General features: G+C 54.2%; 1 protein-coding gene. It reads left to right on the top strand.

Going from position 1 to position 249, the window contains the following annotated elements; all coding sequences use genetic code 11:
* The coding region (locus FCU66_RS40940) for a TIM barrel protein (protein WP_136625543.1) at window positions 1-249 on the top strand (249 nt) is incomplete at both ends.

The following is a 249-nucleotide window of genomic DNA, read 5'->3' as shown; positions in this document are numbered from 1 at the left end:
AGCAGGAGAGGGCACCAATGGTGTGGTTTCCATTGCTCACATGGCCAGTGCGTTTACTGATCTCGCTGCGGAAGCTGAAGCTCATGGCGTCAAGCTCGCGTTGGAAGCAACTCCGTTTTCTCACCTGAAGACCATCTACGACGCGCTGGAAGTTGTCAGCCATTCCGATAGCCCATCGGCTGGACTCATGGTTGATATCTGGCACACCGCGAAAATCGGACTCCCCAACGATGAACTGTGTCGCAACAT

It is taken from the genome of Mesorhizobium norvegicum (genome assembly GCF_004919685.1).
In the GTDB taxonomy this organism is placed as follows: Bacteria; Pseudomonadota; Alphaproteobacteria; order Rhizobiales; family Rhizobiaceae; genus Mesorhizobium; species Mesorhizobium norvegicum.
The sequence above is the reverse complement of the archived record's forward strand: the minus strand, read 5'-3'. Positions and strand labels throughout refer to the sequence as shown.